Genomic DNA, 17,926 nt, shown 5'->3' on the forward strand with positions numbered 1-17,926 from the left:
TAACTATATTTACCAATTAATAAATTCCAGAAAACGATAGGATATCATGTCAAATTCATCTAAATATTTAGCTACTGCTGTTATTTTCCAGTGCACCAGTTTTTTTTCTTTTGCTGAAGAGCGCTTTGAAGTGCAAACCAAGACTATCGTTTCTGATGTCATTAATGATTATAAAACTTTCTATAAACCAGAACGTTTATTAAGAGCTGCAAGCGTATTTACCCTTGGTGCTGTTATTGCCAATACAAGCATTGATCCTGAAATTCAAGATTGGCATCAATCTAATATTAAGTCTCAGGGATCGGATGATTTGTCAGGGGTTGCGAAGCTTTTCGGTGAAAAAATATTAATTGTACCTCTTGCCGCAGCCGCTACTGCCATGCAAATGTCATCTACTGATAATGCGTTTGGTGAATGGGGGCAATTAACAATGCGTACCTATCTTGTCTCTGCACCAGCGGTGGGGGCGTTACAGTTTTTAACAGGTGGTTCAAGACCTAGAGATGGAGTCGAAGCAACTTGGCGACCATTTAACGATGATAATGGTGTTAGTGGTCATGCTTATGTAGGTGCTGTGCCTTTTCTCGTGTTAGCAAAAATGGATCAGTTAACCCCAATCCAACAAAACCTTGCCTTATTTGCATCAGGTTTATCAGCTTGGTCACGTGTGAACGATGACGCGCATTATTTTTCACAGGCATTACTGGGTTGGTACATGGCTTGGGAAGCTGTTGATGCCGTGTCGTCTAACGGGGTAAATAATAATTGGGTTAAAGTAGCTCCATACACTTTTGGTGATGGCGTTGGTGTATCAGTTTCAATGTCTTGGTAAAAAGTATTTTATAGATGAAAAAATCTACTCTACAAAGTTAGCATTCAATTAATTAAGGTAAACAAAGCCAACCAGAGCTTGAATCCCGCTAATTAAAAAGAGTAATAGTGGTTTATTTAGTTGGCTAATAAACCACTATTACCGAGTTAGTGCCTAAAACCTTACAAATTCTGAGCAATTGAACTGACTATTAACCTATGGGGTCTTGCATCATAGTACTGATGACGGTATAAACACTGGGTTTGATATAAATCAGAAATGGCTCAAAGAAGCTGTTTAAAAAATAATAACTATAATCGTTAGGAACATTTATGAATAAACCAGAATTTACTGGAACGTGGTTTGGTCAACCAGGCGGGTTGCTCACTTTATTTGCAACCGAAATGTGGGAGCGAATGAGCTACTACGGCATGAGAATGATGTTGGTTCTTTTCATGACTGCATCCTTACAAGATGGTGGTTTAGCCATTACAGTTGCATCCGCAGCTGCTATTTACGGACTTTATACCGGCTCTGTATACTTTATGGGCTTGCCAGGTGGTTGGATTGCTGACCGTTTAATTGGTGGTCAAAAATCAATATGGTACGGCGGTATCATCATTATGTGTGGTCACATCATCTTGGCAATTCCAAGTGATACTACCTTTTTTATTGGTCTTATTTTTGTTGTCCTAGGAACTGGTTTATTAAAACCAAATATGAGCTCGTTAGTCGGTGGCCTTTATGCTGATAATGACGACCGTCGTGATGCTGGTTTCGCCATCTACTATATGGGTATTAATCTTGGCTCGTTGATTGGTTATCTTGTTTGTGGATATTTAATGGAGAGTGACAGTTTTGGCTGGCACTGGGCATTTGGTGCTGCGGCTGTAGGTATGGCCATCGGGTTAGTTATTTATAAAAAGACAACGGCACGCTTAAATGGTGTTGGTGCTGAACCAACACATCCTATGTCTGAGAAGGGTAAAAAAATTAGTTGGGCAATTATTGCTGCTAGTTTAGCCTCATTAGCTCTAGTTACTTTTTTAGCATTCAATGGTAGTTTAGTAATAAACCCAGTTGTCTTTGCAGAAAATACAGCCATTATTTTTGCTATAATATTTGTTGTTTATTTCTTCGGTATCTATTTTTTAGGTAACCTGAACCAAAATGAAAAGAAAGGCATGGGGGCATTGTTACTTGTCTGTGTTGCTTCTATTTGTTTTTGGTCTGGTTTTGAGCAAGCGGGTTCTTCACTGAATTTATTTGCCCGTGATTACACAGACCGAATGATAGGTTCATTTGAAATTCCTACAGGTTGGTTCCAGTCCTTAAATTCATTCTTCATCATTGCATTATCACCATTTTTTGCTGTATTGTGGATTAACTTATCTAAGAAAATGATCAGCCCATCTTACGGCATAAAAACCGCGGTTGGTTTGATTATCATGGCAACCGGATTTTTAGTTATGTTTGCTGCATCACAATATGCTGTTGCTGGTTTAAAAGTTGCGCCATATTGGTTAGTTGCTACTTATTTCCTACATACTGTTGGTGAGTTATGTTTAAGCCCTGTAGCATTAAGTGCGGTAAGTAAATTATCGCCTAAACGTTTCTCTGGTCAGTTAATGGGTGTGTTTGTATTAACGTACTCAATTGGTAACCTTATATCTGGTTTATTAGCGGGTAACTACGATCCTAACAATGTAGAACAAATTCCATCATTGTATTTACAGATTAGCTTATTTAGTATTGGCATCGGTATTGTGGTTGTTTTACTTAGCTTTAAAACTAAAGCGTGGGAAAAAGCAGCGGAAGACAAGTAAATGTCTCTCTAGATCATTTAAAGCCCTTTTATTAGGGCTTTTTTGCAAATATCTACATCACATTGAAATATGGTAATTAAATTCAAGTATGGTTAATAAATGACACAAGAAAAAGAAATACTAGGTTATTCTAGAGGCTTATTTTTATTAGCAAACACAGATATGTGGGAACGCTTTAGTTATTATGGAATGCGTGCCTTATTAGTATTGTACCTAGTTGCGGCAACCTCCAATAATGGTATGGGGTGGACGACCACAGCTGCATTGAATTTATATGGTACCTTTACCATGTTGATTTATATCCTACCTTTGTTCGGCACTTGGCTTGCTGACAATGTGTTAGGGCAACGAAAAGCCATAACCTATGGTGGTTTTTTATTATCTTTTGGATATTTTACTTTAGCCATACCATCTGATGTTATTCAAGGGCTTGAAACTCAATTTTTGTACGCAGGCTTATTATTAATTGTTATTGGTAACATGTTATTTAAAACTAACATGTCCGGCTTAGTTTCTGGTTTATTTAAAGATGATGAAAGCAGACGTGTTGGTGGATTTACCATTTTTTATATGTGTATCAATTTAGGTGCATTTATTTCACCATTAATTATTGGTGGGATTGGTGAAAAAGTAAATTGGCATTATGGATTTGCGATTGCTGGTTTTGGAATGTTGATTGGCTTAATCACCCAGCTGATTTACTCTAAACGTTATTTAGGTGATTTAGGGATAGATCCTAGCGCTAAAGTTGCCAAGAAAAAACGAGTAGATGAAAATGTAAAAGCCTTAACTCAAGATGAAAAAGACAGAACCAAAGTCATTCTATTGATGAGTGTTTTTTCAATCGTTTTTTGGGTTGGTTTTGCGCAAGCTGGTGGTTTGTTTACTATTTATGCTTCTGAGTTTACCGACAGAAGTTTTATTGGCTTTGAAGTCCCTGCAACTTGGTTTCAAGCGTTAAATGGTTTGTTCCTTATTTTGTTTGCACCTTATGTTGCATCTTTATGGTGTAAATTGGGTGATAAAGAGCCAAAATCCCCGGTTAAATTCTCTATTGCTATGGTGCTTTTATCCCTTGGTTTTTTAGTTATGGTGTTAGCTACTTTTCTACAAGGCGGAGATGAAAGCATAAAAGTCAGTATGTTATTTTTAGTGTTTACTTATTTATTCCATACATTAGCTGAGTTATGTTTATCTCCTATCGGGTTATCTAGTATTAGTAAGTTGGCACCGGTGAAATTAACCTCATTGTTAATCGCGGTGTGGGTATTTTGTAGTGCATTGGCAAATAAACTTGCTGCTGTTGTTGGCACGACAATGGGAAGGGGAGAGCAACAAATAGAAAACGCATTTATTATTTTCTCATCTATAGCGCTTGCCGGACTTGTTACCGCTCTGATTGTTTATTTGCTATCAAATACACTTGTTAAGTGGATGCATGTTACTGAAAATGAGCAGGACTCTGATGAAGAGAAAAGATTAGAACAAGAAGTATCAGTAGTTGCTACGCATGAAGGGATGTAACTCTGTGGCTGTTATTTATGAAGACAAATTAGTGATAAATAATCATGATATTTAACACAAGTAAACTCCCTGTATTTTCTGGCTTAACTTATACCCAACGCATGTTGGCTTTAGAAATGGCAAAAGAAAAGTTGCCGCTACCTAAAAAAGCCATATTACACAGTATTAAATTTTTGTTTATCGCGCCGATATTTTTTTTGATTGCGAATGAGCAAAACTGGTCAGTCTTAGCTTGGATATTTTTATTGTTTTTACTTTATCCGTTAATTACAAAGCCACTTTCTATTTACTTTGTAAAAGCATATTTACCAGAATGTGTTGAACAAGTTAAACAAGGTGTTAATTAAAACAATAAATAACAGGAAAATAAAAAGGGCGTTTAAACGCCCTTTATTTATTTTAAGATGGAGCTCTTAAACAATAATTAAAAATTACTGCTTAATACCTTCAATTAGTAATTCTAATTCAACCTTACCAACCCAAGCTGCTTTAAAACCGAAGTCATTAACATCTATTGTTGTAGTACCAGCAAAACCTGCGCGGTAACCACCCCACGGATCTTTACCTTCACCTATTTTAGTTGCATCAATAACGATATTTTTAGTCACGCCGTGTAATGTAAAGTCACCAGCAACTTCTAATTTACCGTCAGCTGTTTCAGTTACTTTTGTACTAACAAACTTAGCCGTAGGAAATTCTTCAACTGCTAAGAAGTCACTACCACGCAAATGTTTATCACGTTCAGAATGGTTGCTGTCGATACTTGTTGCATCAATGTTTACTGTGATCTTAGTTGCGCCAATATTGTCAGCGTCGTAAGTAAATTTACCGTCAAATTTATTAAAACGACCGGTTAATAAGCTATAACCTAAATGGCTTGCTTTAAAGTTAATAAATGCGTGAGCACCTTTAATGTCTAATACATAATCTGCAGCAGTTGCAACTTGGCTTGCCGTTAAGGCTAATAAACCAACTAAACTAAGTGTTAATTTTTTCATGTTTATCCTTTATTTTTAAGTTAATTATTTAAAGTGTTATTTATCCAGAGCATTCTTTATGTAGAACATATTATAAGCTCTGTTTATTTAAATTTTGTTATACGTTTTACAGTATCATCTTTATCAATAAAATGATGTTTTAACGCCGCTAATGCATGTAAACAAACCATAGCTATAAGAATATAAGCCGCAATCTCGTGTACATTACCTGCAATATCTTCTTGGTGCTCAAATAGCCTTCCCACAGAAGGAATAGTCACTATATTAAAGAAATCAATTCCTAGCCCATCAGCTGTTGATATTAAATAACCGCTACACATGATAACTAAGAGTAATCCGTAAAGTGTTAAATGCGCTATTTTAGCTAAGTTTTTCTCAATTTTATTTTCACCAAGTTCTTTTGGTGCAATATTTGTAACTTTCCAGCCAATTCTAAAAAGCGTAATAAATAATAGTATTAAACCAAAGGCTTTATGGTAATAAGGCGCTGTCTTGTTCCATTCACTGTAGTAGTTTAAATCCACCATCCAAAAACCAACACCAAATAACGAAAATACCATAACTGCAGTTATCCAGTGAATATAAGTACTAATTAACCCATACTTTGTGATTGAGTTTTTTAACATTACGTAATACCTCTTGTTAAACTTGAACCATCTTACACTCTATTTTTTACAGGTATATTTCAAATAATATGCAATATCGTTCTGTTTAATAGAACGGTTTTAATGTAAATACCTTTCACTTTATTTTCAATATAAATATTATAATCAGTTGTTTACTATATTTTTTTATAGGGAATGAAATTAAATCAGCTGAAGCTCGTTCAACTTAAGTTGAATGTGTAAATTACATAAGATTTGGAAATAGTCTTTGTAATCAATATGCATAAAAAGGTCGGTGTATGCTACATAACTTCTAGTTATTAAACGCTTTTGTAGTAAAACAAACAATGTATTTATTAACATAATTTAACTTACTAATTTAAAAAGAGGCTCTATGAAAAATTCAATTAAACTCACCGCAGGCGATGCTTTTCCATTAACGGAAGCGACACTTTTGGATGGCACGGTTGTTAACTTAGGTAAAGCGCACGGTGATGCTGATTGGCAAATGGTTGTGGTATACAGAGGTAAACATTGTCCTTTGTGCGTACGATACTTAAATCTATTAGAAGAGCACCAAGAAGCATTGAAAGCTATTGGCGTGAGTGTTTCTGCTGTTTCAGCTGATTCAAGAGTACAACTTGAAGAGACAATGGAAAAGCTAACCATAACTTACCCCATTGCTTATGGTTTAACAGAACATCAAATGAAAGCGTTAGGTTTATATATTTCAGCGCCGCGTTCTGAACAAGAAACAGATCATAACTTTGCTGAGCCGGGATTGTTTGTGATTAATGAAGAAGGGCTTTTACAGGCGATTAATATATCTAACACGCCATTTTTACGTCCAGAGTTAGATGTTGTGGTAAGGGGCTTAAGCTTTGTTCGTGGTCAAGATGACTATCCAATTCGTGGAACGCTTAGTTATTAGCTGAACTTTTTACGAGTGAGTAATGTAGTAAGGTTTTATTACTTATAGGATTGTAAGCATAGTCGCCTTATCTCATCGTTATGTGCTCACTTACATTCAATTTAAAAGCATAAAATTACCTAAAAATTCAATTTATACAGGTAATTAACTTAAAAATTTAGAATGTGGTAATAATAAAAAGTAAAACTCATTTTTAGTTTACAAATTTAACTAACTTCATTTAAAGTAGGTGGTTAAGGTAGTTAAATTTAAACAGGACGAAAAAATGAAACTAACAAAAATAGCCCTAACTTTATTACTCAGTACAGGCTTAACAGCCTGTGGTGGTGAAAAAAGCAATTCAACGCATACTATCCCAGGAGTAACGCTTGTAGAGTCATTACAGGCTAACCCTGATGAAATCAATATTCCTTATAAAAAATACAAATTAGATAATGGTTTGACCGTTATTGTGCATGAAGATCACTCCGATCCTTTAGTCCATGTTGATGTTACCTACCATGTAGGCTCTGCACGTGAAGAATTAGGGAAGTCTGGTTTTGCTCATTTTTTTGAACATATGATGTTTCAAGGCTCAGAAAATGTTGCGGATGAAGAGCATTTTAAAATAATTTCAGAAGCCGGTGGTACTTTAAATGGTACAACTAATTCAGATCGCACTAATTATTTTGAAACGGTTCCAGTAAACCAATTAGAAAAAATGTTATGGCTAGAAGCCGACAGAATGGGTTTTTTACTTGATGCAGTGACACAAGAAAAATTCGAAGTTCAGCGTGAAACAGTTAAAAATGAACGTGGACAACGGATAGATAACCGTCCTTATGGACGTATGAGCGAGAGAGTATCTCAAGCTTTATATCCTGATGGTCATCCTTATTCATGGCCAGTTATTGGTTTTATGGATGATTTAAATCGTGTAAACGTAAATGATCTAAAAGCCTTCTTTTTAAAATGGTACGGCCCTAATAATGCAACGCTTACTATTGGCGGCGATATAAGTGCTGAAGAAATACTCCCTTTGGTTACAAAATATTTTGCGCCTATTCCTGCTGGGCCAGAAGTTCCAGACGTTAAACCAATGTCAGTAACCCTTACACAAGATCGTTATATTTCAATGGAAGATAAAGTTCACTTACCGCTATTAAGTATGAACTTTCCAACGACTTATGCACGTTCTGAAGATGAAGCTCCTCTAGATGTATTGGCAGAGATAATCGGCGGAGGTAACAACTCGTTATTGTATAAAAACTTAGTTAAGACCCAGTTTGCTGTTCAAGCTAGTATGAATCACCCTTGTAGTGAACTTGCTTGCTCGGTAAGTATTTATGCATTACCTAATCCGGCATCAGGAAAAACACTTGCAGATCTAGAAAAGGTTGTACGCAACTCATTTGAAGAGTTTGAAAAACGCGGTGTAAAACAAGATGATCTGGATAAAATAAAAGCTAAAATTGAATCAAGTTCAATATTTGGTCTGCAAAGCGTTGCAGGTAAAGTATCACAACTTGCTGCTTCTGAAACATTTACAGGTAACCCAAATTACATCAAAACGGATATTGCTCGATACAATGCAGTAACTAAAGAAGATGTTATGCGTGTTTTCAATCAATATATTAAAGGTAAGTTTGCCGTTATTATGAGTGTGGTACCAGAAGGGCAATCTAAACTGATTGCAGCTGCTGATAACTTTACACCTAAAACGCACGACTTCGGTGGTCCATCAACAACGTCGGCAGACGATTTAGTAGCACGTCGCGCAGTCGATACTTTTGATCGTAGTGTTCAACCTAAAGCCGGTGTAAACCCAGCGGTGGAAGTCCCTACATTGTGGGAAACGGAAACTAAAAATGGTATAACTCTACTAGGCACGCAAAGCACAGAAACACCAACAACGGCTATCTTCATCAAAGTACCGGGCGGTGTATATAATGAGTCTATTGATAAAGTTGGTCTGTCTTCTTTAACCGCGTCACTATTAGGTGAGTCAACTGAAGACCACACAACCGAAGAAATGAGCAATGCGCTTGAGAAGCTTGGCAGTAATATCAATATATATGCAGATAAAACACACACTAATATTTATGTTTCTACGCTTACCAAAAACCTTGATGCAACACTTGAACTAGTAAAAGAAAAACTGTTCAAACCTGCGTTTAATAAAGATGATTTTGAACGTAATAAGCAACAAACTTTACAAAATATTCAACACTCAATGAAAGATGCTGGTTACTTGGCATCAAATGCCTACAACAAATTACTTTATGGTAGCAGCATTGCCGGTTTAGCAAAAAGCGGTAGTCTTGAAAGTATTTCAGCGATTAAGTTAGATGATGTTAAAGCTTTTTATAAGACAAACTTTAAACCTCAAGGTGCTGAAATTATAATTGTTTCAGATTTAGCTAAAGCAAAAGTCGAGCCTAAAGTGACAGCAGCTTTTGCTAATTGGGAAGGTAAATCACCAACGTTTACGGTTGATTTTACTGAGCCAAAAGTAGAAACCAACGTTATTTATTTAGTTGATAAACCAGCGGCGCCTCAATCTGAAATCAGAATTGGGCGACGTGATATGGTTGAAGATATTACTGGTGAGTTTTTTAAAGCTAATTTAATGAACTTTGCTTTAGGTGGTACATTCAACAGTCGTATCAATTTAAATCTAAGAGAAGATAAAGGCTATACGTATGGCGCCCGTTCACGCTTTTGGGGTGATAAAACGTCAGGTGGTTTCACCGCATCTGCTGCGGTAAGAGCTGATGCTACAGCAGCGTCTATAACAGAGTTCACTAATGAACTAATGAGCTATTCAGAGCAAGGGATCACTGATGATGAGCTTATGTTTATGCGAAAAGCAATCAATCAAAAAGATGCGCTAAAATATGAAACGCCGAATGCAAAATTGACCTTTTTAGCACAAATTTTAGATTATGATTTATCGCCAAGTTTTGTTGATGACCGCAATAAAATTGTGAGTAGCATTAGCAAAGAAGAAATTAACAAATTAGCTAAGAAACACTTAAACACTAAAGATATGGTCTATTTAGTGGTAGGTGATGCTAAGACTCTTCGCCCTGAACTTGAAAAGCTTGGAATGAAAGTTGTTGATTATAAATTGTAATTAACTACAGCGTTATAACTAAAAAAGCAGCTTTAAGCTGCTTTTTTTATTGTCTGGATAAAATGGTAGTTAAAGAGATACCAATAATTTACTGTTTTTAAGGGGGAAGGAAGGTTTAAGAAAGATAAACATCTTCATAAGATATTGGCGAAACCGATTTAGATTTGTCGAGCCATGTCGTTAAGTTTAATCAGTCTTATCTTTAAATTCACACAAGTCTTCAATCAAACATGCCCCACATTTAGGTTTTCTGGCTACGCAGATATAGCGGCCTAGTAGAATTAGCCAGTGGTGAACGTCTACTTTAAATTCTTTTGGCACGACTTTTTTGTATAGGGAAATACTTATACTGGGAGGCCATGGAAGGCATACGAGCAGTGCAGGAGTTTTTGTTCTACATCATCGACAGTTTTGCCCATGGCGAGCTTAGTGCGGTTTGAAACACGGTAAATGTGTGTGTCCACAGCGATAGTAGGCCAGCCAAAAGATAATTAATGTAGATATTTTGGCTGACTCAAAAACTAGTGTCTGCTTTTAGCCAATTGCGGACATTAAGCCTCTGCAAATTCAGGATCATATTTAGGGCAATATTAGCCAAGATTTTCTGCTCACTTGTGGGGCTGGTTTAAGCTCATTGCCAACAGTCGAAGATATACTGAAGAACACTATGAGTGATAGCCTGACACGGGGGATAGATGAATCAGTTTACTATCCATAATTATTATAATTCTTCGTGTTTTTCTAATTTAATTTTAGCAATATTGATCGTATTAGCATTAAAATCACATGAGTTAAAAATATCAAGTGTAGTTTTGTATGTCGTTGAATCTACATTAAGTAAACCAAGCATTGAATGATATATATTGTCATGATTAAAAGCCGTTTGCGTACTTTGTTCTACACAATCATTTTTTACATTAGTCTCTATAGTATTTGACCAAAATAACATAGGGATATGAGTTTGCTCAACAGGAGCAATAGCATATGGAAAGCCGTGTAAGTATAGGCCGTTTTCACCTAATGACTCTCCATGGTCTGATACATAAATCATTTCTGCATTTATCGTCTGTGTATTATTTTTCGTAAATTTAGTTAATTTATTTATCACTTCAGCAATCACATAATCAGAATAATGTATCGTATTATCATACGTATTGACTAGTTGCTCTGATGTGCAGTTTTGTATATCACTTTGTTGGCAGTCAGGTAAAAACGTTGAAAATTTTTGTGGGTAACGACGATAATAAGTTGGTCCATGTGATCCCATTAAGTGCAGTACAATCAATGTTGTTTGATGACTTAAATTGGTTAGTTTCTTATCTAGTTGTGAAAGTAATACTTCATCAAAGCAATAGTCACCATCGCATAGAGGATTACTTTTATTCTTATCAATATTAATGGTGTTTACTCGCTTGCAGACACCCTTGCATCCTTCGTTATTGTCTACCCATAAAACATCTACACCTGCTAATTTCACAAGGTCTAGTAGGTTTTGTTGTGAAGAAGCCGACTGCTTATTAAACTGCTCTTTGTTTAATAATGAAAACATACAAGGAACAGAAACGGCTGTTGCTGTTCCGCAGGAATACATTTTTTTAAAAGAATGTATATTAAGTTTTTCTGTATATTCGTTTGTTTGCTTAGGATAACCATTTAACGAAAAATTGTTTGCTCTGGCGGTTTCTCCTACAACCATCACAATAATATTTTTATCGGTATTGTTCGATGTTTTTATTTTAGGAGTAGTGTCTAACGTTTGAAATACCGTTGGAGTATAAAAATAATTGCGCTTAATGTATTTATAACCAGAAATTAAGGTTGGAATTGGCACGATATATTTAGCTAAATCTCTATTGTTACGGTTAACCGATGCGTAGCTAGAATACAGACTAAAGAAAATAATGATAAAAATTACCAGTGCAGCAACAATCAATTTTAAACGGTGATTTATGCTTACTTTTAAATCAGTTAACTGTGGATTGATTTTATTTAATATTACGACAGGCGTAATTATTAATAATGTTATATAAAAAATAGCGGATGAATTAAGATAAGTAAAAGCTTCAGACGTTGATGTTTCAACCATATTTTCAACCATTCCGTAATCAAAAATAATTCCATAGCTAGTTATCGCATAGCAAAATATAGCTGATAAAAAGACAAGCGAAGTAATGACTGTTTTATAAATATATCTTTGGGGTAATAGACTAAATAGAAGCATAAAAACGGTGCTTAAAAATAGCGGAAGAGAGATGAAGTAGGCAAAGTCAAATCTATCTAATTGGATTAAATCACTATACGTTTTTTGTAAAAATGGAAAATTAAAAACAATTGAAAAATAGAGACTTAACAGTATAGTTGCAGAATTTAGCGAAAGCGTTTTAGAAAATATTTTTTGCACAATGTTATCTCTTTAATAAAAATAACATTGTGCATTTCCAGTCTTAAATAAGACTTAATTTAAACTGAATTATTACTGAATATTTGGCTTTGTTTAATGTTACCAATAAGTAATAATTTTCTTTTAATGATAAAGCTCCTGTTGATAAAGTTTACTCCCTAATATGGCATGTGATTGTGCTCGCTTAATGAGTTGTGATTTTTCTTCAGCAGATAAGTTATATTTAGCGATAACCAATGCCTCTTTGTCAGGTTGAAGAAATACTTTATTATCGCGAGTGATATAAGCAAAGTTTTTATCATATTGCATTAATGCTCGTAATTTTTCATTAGGTATTATTTGCGTTAAATCATGACCAATCATCGGGTGAGTTCCACTAACACCAGCTATCGATAATAACGTAGGGGCAAGATCAATTTGACTCGTTAATCGACTATCTTGCTTTGCCTTAATATCTTTACCAATAATTACGGCAGGAATATGGAAATGTTCTATCGGCACTAATTCAGCACCAGCAACTCTAGAGTCATGATCGGCAACAATTAAAAAAATGGTATTATCCCAATAATTTGATTTTTTTGCTTTCTCAAAGAAAGTGCCTAATGCGTAGTCTGCATATTTAGCCGCGTTGTTACGCGTGCTTTTCTCTTTATCATGTAATGTAATTTTACCATCAGGAAAATCATAAGGAGAGTGGTTAGAACTGGTAAAAACCAAACTAAAAAATGGTTGTTCTTTATTGGCTAGCTCGTTAAATTCTTTATGGGCTTGGTTATATAAATCTTCATCAGAAGCTCCCCAAGAGCCTTCAAATTCAACATGATTAAATTTAGGATAATCAACAATATCTTCAAAACCATTACCTAAGAAAAAACCTTTCATATTGTCGAAATGGCTTTCGCCTCCATAAATAAATTGTGTGTAATAATTATGTTTTTTTAGAAAGTCTGCAATAGTAAAAAAATTCTTTTGAGACTTATCTAATTTTACAACAGAGCGAGAGACGGTAGGTAAAAAACCCGTAATGATAGCTTCTATACCACGAACAGAGCGTGTTCCTGTTGCGTATAAATTAGTAAAATTCCAACCTTCGTTCATCAGTTTATCTAAAGATGGCGATAAAGGTAAACCACCTAAGCCGCCAACATAACGAGCACCTAAACTTTCTTGCAAAAGTATCACTATATTTTTCGGTTTACCCTGGTAACTTGCGGTATGAAAAGCTTGTGTTGGTATTTCGGCATTTACATATTGGTTTGTTGCGAGGTTCGATGATTGTTGAACCTGTGTTATGACTTCATCAAAAGGCTTATCACCATAAAAATCAGCACTGCTCATTTCTAGTTGCATTTGCTTTAACGCAAACAGTGTTGAATAAAGAGAATTTAACGTAAGCTCATTAACTAAATGGTCTGTTGAAAAAGCCATCATAGCAGGATTAATTGGCCTATGTTGCAATGTACCTCTTGCCCCTAAAGCACACAGAAAAATCAAACTAATGCCTAATAAAGCTAAATATTTTTTGGGTAAATCCGTTTTCGCTTGCCAAGATGTATCAAATAACTTCATTGAAAGTTTTGTTGTAAAAATCATAATAATAATACAGCTTAAAATCTCAATTTTGTAACCTGTAAAAAGCATTGAGAATACTTCTTTAGGATAAATTAAATATTCAATAAATAGACGGTTTGGTCTTAAATCATATTCTAAAATAAAGGTAGGTGTTATTGCTTCAAAGAATACTAATATGGTTACTGAGGCGATTAACCAACCCTTTAAAAATGATCGTAATATTCGATCACCTGAACTATTTTTTAAGTTAAGAAATAAACCGATAAAACTAATCAATAAAGGAATAATGAAAAAATAAGATAATATTGATATATCTATGCGTAAACCATTGAGTAGTATTTGTGGCCATGCGTTTTCATTTAATGTTCGCTCTGCTTGCCAAACAATTAATATTAGCCGTATAAAGGTTAACGACAGCAGCGTAATAGCATAAAAAGTTAGAAGAACACCAATTGGCCCTAGGTTTGATTTTATTTTGTTAAAACGAGTTATTAATAATTTCTCATCGACATTGTCTATTATATTATTTAGTTCAATGTTTAGGGGGGTTATTGTTCCCATAAAACAACTCCCCATGTAGCAACCGCTATAGCTAAACTAATAAATACAGCCAATGAGCCTAAATCTTTTGCCAAACCAGAGAGAGAATGATGTTCTAGTCCAATACGGTCAATAGTGGCCTCAATTGCAGTATTAATTACCTCAATTAATAAAACTAAAAGCAGTGAAACAATAAGCAGTAAATGTATTAATAAGCTGATATTTAAAAAACAACTAAAAATTGATAATAATAAAATAATAATCAATTCTTGTTGAAAAGCAGCTTCGTTATTTATAAGCCATTTAAAGCCTTGTAATGAATTAATAAACGCTAGATAAATACGTTTAAATCCTTTGTTTTTTTGTATTGTCATCATTAACTCAAATAATAAATAATTCTTCATATTTAAGTTACCAAATCGAACTTAAGGGTGTCTGAAGGGAAGCTTAAGGTCTGCTGAAGGTGATAATTTATATAATGAAGATGACTGTTCTGTTTATGTTGTGGCGTAAAAAATTCAGTCAATCTTAAGTTTGACGTGATAAATTAAAGAAAAATTGGTATTGATGATTAGTATGAATATTTTACTTGTTGAAGACTCAGATAAATTAAGACGCAGTTTACGTATAGGTCTAGTTGGCTTAGGGTTTGCTGTTGATGAAGCAAGTGATGGTGCTGATGCTTTAGCTATGGCCTTATCTGATGATTATGACATTATCATTTTAGATTTAATGTTGCCTAGTGTTGATGGTTTATCTATATTAAAATCGTTAAGAAAACATAAAAAGCAAAGTAAAGTAATAATTCTATCAGCCAAAGATCAAGTCGCAGATCGTATTGATGGTCTATTTCAAGGGGCTGATGATTACATGACAAAGCCTTTTTCATTTGATGAATTACATGCTCGAATTATCGCTTTAACAAGACGAGGCGAACTATTAAGAACATCCAATTTAATTACCATTAATGACTTTGTGGTTGATTTACAAGCTAAAGTATTTAGCTTTCAGGATAAACCGATAAACTTAACCCCGACAGAATATAAAATTACAGAATGTTTATTTATAAATAAAGAAAAAGTAGTGAGTGCTGAAAAAATGGGGGAATACATTGTTGGTAAATATGATGCTATTAATAAAAATTCTTTAGAAGCACATATTTCGTCTATTCGTAAAAAATTGAAACAATTTTCTGCTGTTTTTCCTGTAAAAAATAAACGAGGATTTGGCTATGTTGCGACTAATGTTTAAAACACCGAATCAAAGCATATTTAAAAAGGAACAGTAAGGTTTACATGAAATCGATCAGACAATCTTTAGTTAGGCAAATAACAACACTTATCACTTTCATTTTGTTTATTGTTTTATTATTTTTAGACATAAGCGTAGATACTTATGTAGATAAACAATTTGATGAATCTTTAGAACAAAAAGGTAAAAGTCTCGCTAATTTAATTAGCTATAAAGACAATTCGTTACAATTATCTATGCTAACGGATGTGATGGCTGAGTTTAGTCGTACAGAAAATGGGGAGTATTTTCAAATATGGTCAAATAATGATTTATTAAAATATTCTTCTACTCTAAGCCAAACGCCTGAATTTAACTTTAATCGCACGGAACTATTACTTGGCGAACAAGTGATAGCACAATCTAATTTACCTGATGGTGAAAGTGGGCGTGTTTTTCTATTTAAGTTCATCCCTGTAACTGATGACAATCATACCGAAGTTCAAGCCCCTATATCGCTTGTTTTTGCTCGTTCTAATGCAACTCTTGAGCGAATTTTAATATTAATTGATATTGTTTTTTTACTTACCGCAATAGGTACTGCCTTTTTTGTTCGTTATTTAGTGAATAAAATTGTTTCTAAGGGGTTAAAGCCAATAGCCTTACTTAATAAGCAGATAAGAGAAATAGATATTAATAATGAATTAGATCAATTTATAATTGATTATCCTCCTAGTGAAATTAAAACAATTATTGATGAATTAAATCAATTTTTAATCGAAAACCGCGCATTACTTAAAAATGAAAAACGATTAACTTCAGATATTGCACATGAGTTAAAAACACCTATTACAGAATTAATGAGTGTGAGTGAAATAGCCATTAAATACCCTGAAAATGAAGAAGTTATCGAAAACTATAAAGATGATGTTTTATCAATATCTACGCGCATGAAAAACATTGTAGAGTCATTGTTATTATTAAATAAAGTCAATACTGAGCAATTTCATTTAACAATGATTGATATTGATTTATCAGATAAAGTGTTATGCATCTTAGAACGATTAGCGATTACTACGCCTAATTTGGAACAAAGAATTAATACAAATATTGCTGATAATATTATCATTACTAATGACGTGTTTTCATTAGAAGCTATTCTAACAAATCTTATTCATAATGCTGTGTATTATAGTCCTGAAGAAAGCAAGGTTAGTATTGAGCTTGATATTATTAATAAGCAGCCAGCGCTTAAAATATCTAACATAACACTGCAAAATATAACCATAGCTGATATCGACAATATGTTTGAGCCGTTGTGGCAAAAAGACCAGGCTAGAACTTCAGAAACACACTTTGGCCTAGGTCTAGCTATTGTTAGAAAATTAGCTGAACGAGCGAATATAAAAATATCAGTTAAATTAGATAAAGATAATGTGATTACTTTTAGTGTACTTTTTTAATCTCCATTACTTCGTTTCAACTTCGACAAAAATCAATTCAAAATTGAATGACTCAAAGGTGGCATTTTTGCCAGTCAGGTTATTCGATTAATTGGTAATATTTATAGTCAAACAATGCGTATTTATATCAGTGGGGAACGTCCGCTATCGTATCGTAGCAGACAGAAGTTACTCAGTCTTATCCTTAAACTCACACAAGTCTTCAATCAAACATGCACCACATTTGGGTTTTCTGGCTACGCAGATATAGCGGCCTAGTAAAATTAGCCAGTGGTGCACGTCTACTTTAAATTCTTTTGGCACGACTTTGAGGAGTTTTTGTTCTACATCATCGACGGTTTTGCCCATGGCGAGTTTAGTGCGGTTGGAAACACGGTAAATATGTGTGTCTACAGCGATAGTAGGCCAGCCGAATGCAGTATTGAGTACAACGTTAGCTGTTTTTCTACCAACGCCTGGTAGCGCTTCTAGGGCGGCTCTGTCCTCTGGCACAACAGAATTATGCAGCTCAACTAACATTTTGCAGGTTTTAATGGTGTTTTCGGCTTTGGTATTAAATAAGCCAATGGTTTTTATGTACTCTTTTAAGCCATCCACACCTAAAGCTAAAATAGCTTCTGGTGTATTGGCCACAGGATAAAGCTTGGCGGTTGCCTTATTTACACTGACGTCAGTCGCTTGTGCTGATAATAAAACTGCGATCAACAATTCAAATGGGCTTGAAAACTCTAACTCGGTAGTAGGGTGAGGATTATCATCTCTCAATCGAGTTAATATTTCTAAACGTTTTACTTTATTCATCGTCGTTTTTTAAACTCTTACAACTTATTCTTTGATGTGACCTCGTAAAAGTAGACACGGGGTTAATTTAATTCTTCATATTGCATGGGACTCATATAGCCTAGAGTTC

The 17,926-nt window shown here is 34.5% G+C and carries 14 protein-coding genes and 1 pseudogene; 8 read left to right on the forward strand and 7 right to left on the reverse strand.

What is annotated here, in order from left to right:
- The first annotated feature begins 46 nt into the window (after positions 1 to 46).
- The 4 genes from Q0940_RS12335 (at position 47) to Q0940_RS12350 (ending at position 4,508) form a co-directional block, all read left to right on the forward strand.
- Positions 47 to 832, forward strand: a complete 786-nt coding sequence (locus Q0940_RS12335; RefSeq protein WP_299268949.1) for a phosphatase PAP2 family protein — start codon at positions 47 to 49, stop codon at positions 830 to 832.
- Between the two features lie 311 nt (positions 833 to 1,143).
- Complete coding sequence (locus tag Q0940_RS12340) at positions 1,144 to 2,637, forward strand: peptide MFS transporter (protein ID WP_299268950.1); 1,494 nt, start codon at positions 1,144 to 1,146, stop codon at positions 2,635 to 2,637.
- A 99-nt stretch (positions 2,638 to 2,736) separates the two neighbouring features.
- Positions 2,737 to 4,161, forward strand: coding sequence for a peptide MFS transporter (locus Q0940_RS12345; protein ID WP_299268952.1), 1,425 nt, complete (start codon positions 2,737 to 2,739; stop codon positions 4,159 to 4,161).
- Between the two features lie 44 nt (positions 4,162 to 4,205).
- Positions 4,206 to 4,508, forward strand: coding sequence for a DUF6170 family protein (locus Q0940_RS12350; RefSeq protein WP_299268953.1), 303 nt, complete (start codon positions 4,206 to 4,208; stop codon positions 4,506 to 4,508).
- 84 nt (positions 4,509 to 4,592) lie between these two features.
- Here Q0940_RS12350 and Q0940_RS12355 read toward each other — a convergent pair whose 3' ends face one another.
- Together Q0940_RS12355 and Q0940_RS12360 are read right to left on the reverse strand one after the other, a co-directional pair.
- Positions 4,593 to 5,159, reverse strand: a complete 567-nt coding sequence (locus Q0940_RS12355; protein ID WP_299268954.1) for a YceI family protein — start codon at positions 5,157 to 5,159, stop codon at positions 4,593 to 4,595.
- A gap of 83 nt (positions 5,160 to 5,242) precedes the next feature.
- Entirely contained in the window at positions 5,243 to 5,785 is a 543-nt protein-coding gene (locus tag Q0940_RS12360; RefSeq protein ID WP_299268955.1) for a cytochrome b, read from the reverse strand.
- 373 nt (positions 5,786 to 6,158) lie between these two features.
- Here Q0940_RS12360 and Q0940_RS12365 point away from each other — a divergent pair, with 373 nt between their 5' ends.
- Both Q0940_RS12365 and Q0940_RS12370 read left to right on the forward strand, forming a co-directional pair.
- The gene (locus tag Q0940_RS12365) at positions 6,159 to 6,695 is read left to right on the forward strand and encodes a redoxin domain-containing protein (RefSeq protein ID WP_299268957.1); all 537 of its coding nucleotides are present in this window, start codon (positions 6,159 to 6,161) and stop codon (positions 6,693 to 6,695) included.
- Between the two features lie 265 nt (positions 6,696 to 6,960).
- Positions 6,961 to 9,810 (forward strand): pitrilysin family protein, encoded by a 2,850-nt coding sequence (locus Q0940_RS12370; protein WP_299268959.1) that lies wholly within the window; start codon positions 6,961 to 6,963, stop codon positions 9,808 to 9,810.
- 186 nt (positions 9,811 to 9,996) lie between these two features.
- On the opposite strand, the pseudogene Q0940_RS12375 reads toward Q0940_RS12370, so the two are convergent.
- The 4 genes and pseudogenes from Q0940_RS12375 to Q0940_RS12390 form a co-directional block, all read right to left on the reverse strand.
- Positions 9,997 to 10,298: pseudogene (locus tag Q0940_RS12375) on the reverse strand (hypothetical protein); the annotation flags it as partial.
- A 233-nt stretch (positions 10,299 to 10,531) separates the two neighbouring features.
- Positions 10,532 to 12,211 carry a phosphoethanolamine--lipid A transferase gene (locus Q0940_RS12380; protein WP_299268961.1) on the reverse strand — a complete coding sequence of 560 codons (1,680 nt, stop codon included), beginning with the start codon at positions 12,209 to 12,211 and terminating at the stop codon, positions 10,532 to 10,534.
- Positions 12,212 to 12,334: 123 nt separating this feature from the next.
- Entirely contained in the window at positions 12,335 to 14,344 is a 2,010-nt protein-coding gene (locus tag Q0940_RS12385) for an LTA synthase family protein (protein WP_299268962.1), read from the reverse strand.
- A complete protein-coding gene (locus tag Q0940_RS12390; protein WP_299268964.1) occupies positions 14,332 to 14,727 on the reverse strand; it encodes a diacylglycerol kinase in 396 nt (131 codons plus the stop codon). Before Q0940_RS12390 ends, Q0940_RS12385 begins: the two co-directional genes overlap by 13 nt.
- Before the next feature lie 172 nt (positions 14,728 to 14,899).
- Between Q0940_RS12390 and Q0940_RS12395 the strand changes: the two genes are divergently transcribed.
- Both Q0940_RS12395 and Q0940_RS12400 read left to right on the forward strand, forming a co-directional pair.
- Positions 14,900 to 15,574, forward strand: coding sequence for a response regulator transcription factor (locus Q0940_RS12395; RefSeq protein ID WP_299268966.1), 675 nt, complete (start codon positions 14,900 to 14,902; stop codon positions 15,572 to 15,574).
- Between the two features lie 44 nt (positions 15,575 to 15,618).
- Positions 15,619 to 17,016, forward strand: a complete 1,398-nt coding sequence (locus tag Q0940_RS12400) for a HAMP domain-containing sensor histidine kinase (RefSeq protein ID WP_299268968.1) — start codon at positions 15,619 to 15,621, stop codon at positions 17,014 to 17,016.
- A 168-nt stretch (positions 17,017 to 17,184) separates the two neighbouring features.
- On the opposite strand, the gene nth is transcribed toward Q0940_RS12400, so the two are convergent.
- Positions 17,185 to 17,817, reverse strand: coding sequence for an endonuclease III (gene nth / locus Q0940_RS12405; protein WP_299268970.1), 633 nt, complete (start codon positions 17,815 to 17,817; stop codon positions 17,185 to 17,187).
- Between the last annotated feature and the right edge of the window lie 109 nt (positions 17,818 to 17,926).

Origin of the sequence: uncultured Psychrosphaera sp., assembly GCF_947500655.1 — a bacterium.
GTDB lineage: Bacteria > Pseudomonadota > Gammaproteobacteria > Enterobacterales > Alteromonadaceae > Psychrosphaera.

Coding starts and splice junctions, on each gene's coding strand:
- Q0940_RS12350 (WP_299268953.1), top strand. CDS start 4,206: ATGATATTTAACACAAGTAAACTCCCTGTATTTTCTGGCTTAACTTAT.
- Q0940_RS12360 (WP_299268955.1), bottom strand. CDS start 5,785: ATGTTAAAAAACTCAATCACAAAGTATGGGTTAATTAGTACTTATATT.
- Q0940_RS12395 (WP_299268966.1), top strand. CDS start 14,900: ATGAATATTTTACTTGTTGAAGACTCAGATAAATTAAGACGCAGTTTA.
- Q0940_RS12370 (WP_299268959.1), top strand. CDS start 6,961: ATGAAACTAACAAAAATAGCCCTAACTTTATTACTCAGTACAGGCTTA.
- Q0940_RS12345 (WP_299268952.1), top strand. CDS start 2,737: ATGACACAAGAAAAAGAAATACTAGGTTATTCTAGAGGCTTATTTTTA.
- Q0940_RS12385 (WP_299268962.1), bottom strand. CDS start 14,344: ATGGGAACAATAACCCCCCTAAACATTGAACTAAATAATATAATAGAC.
- Q0940_RS12365 (WP_299268957.1), top strand. CDS start 6,159: ATGAAAAATTCAATTAAACTCACCGCAGGCGATGCTTTTCCATTAACG.
- Q0940_RS12400 (WP_299268968.1), top strand. CDS start 15,619: ATGAAATCGATCAGACAATCTTTAGTTAGGCAAATAACAACACTTATC.
- nth (WP_299268970.1), bottom strand. CDS start 17,817: ATGAATAAAGTAAAACGTTTAGAAATATTAACTCGATTGAGAGATGAT.
- Q0940_RS12340 (WP_299268950.1), top strand. CDS start 1,144: ATGAATAAACCAGAATTTACTGGAACGTGGTTTGGTCAACCAGGCGGG.
- Q0940_RS12355 (WP_299268954.1), bottom strand. CDS start 5,159: ATGAAAAAATTAACACTTAGTTTAGTTGGTTTATTAGCCTTAACGGCA.
- Q0940_RS12390 (WP_299268964.1), bottom strand. CDS start 14,727: ATGAAGAATTATTTATTATTTGAGTTAATGATGACAATACAAAAAAAC.
- Q0940_RS12335 (WP_299268949.1), top strand. CDS start 47: ATGTCAAATTCATCTAAATATTTAGCTACTGCTGTTATTTTCCAGTGC.